The organism is Corallococcus praedator (assembly GCF_003612125.1).
Classification (GTDB): Bacteria; Myxococcota; Myxococcia; order Myxococcales; family Myxococcaceae; genus Corallococcus; species Corallococcus praedator.
Genome location: NZ_RAWI01001114.1, coordinates 1 through 432 on the forward strand (window position 1 = coordinate 1; position 432 = coordinate 432).

Consider the following 432-nt stretch of genomic DNA (forward strand, 5'->3'; position numbering starts at 1 on the left):
CACAAGCAGAAGATGCAGTCTCAATTAGCGGTACATCTGGAGCAGATGGGATTAGCTCAGGCAATCACCGTCGAGTGCTTGTATGTTCCATCCTATTCACCTAAGTTGAACTTGGTTGAGTACGTAATTCACTTGCTGCGCTTGCGGTTCCTGCACCATCTTCCGATTGGAACAACCCTTGAGCAGATTGAGCAGCAGTTGGAACAATTTTTGGAATTCCATCAGTTTCTCTCATCGGAGCAGGTACAAAAAACGCTCAATTTTATCTTCTCATTGGTTGCATAATCTTTTGCCGGGAAGGGAGTAAATCCAGTCCTGCTGTTTCTGGCGCTGTTTATCGGTGAGCGAGTCGCTGGATTGTTGGGAGTCTTTCTGTCTATTCCGATCGCGGGCTTCATTACCCTTTGGCTGCAACCTGAGCCAGCAGTGAGC

The 432-nt window shown here is 47.7% G+C and carries 1 pseudogene; it reads left to right on the top strand.

The features are described 5' to 3' along the window. Window positions 1-285, top strand: a pseudogene (locus D7Y13_RS50170) (IS630-like element ISAcma32 family transposase); the annotation flags it as partial. Window positions 286-432: the final 147 nt, after the last annotated feature.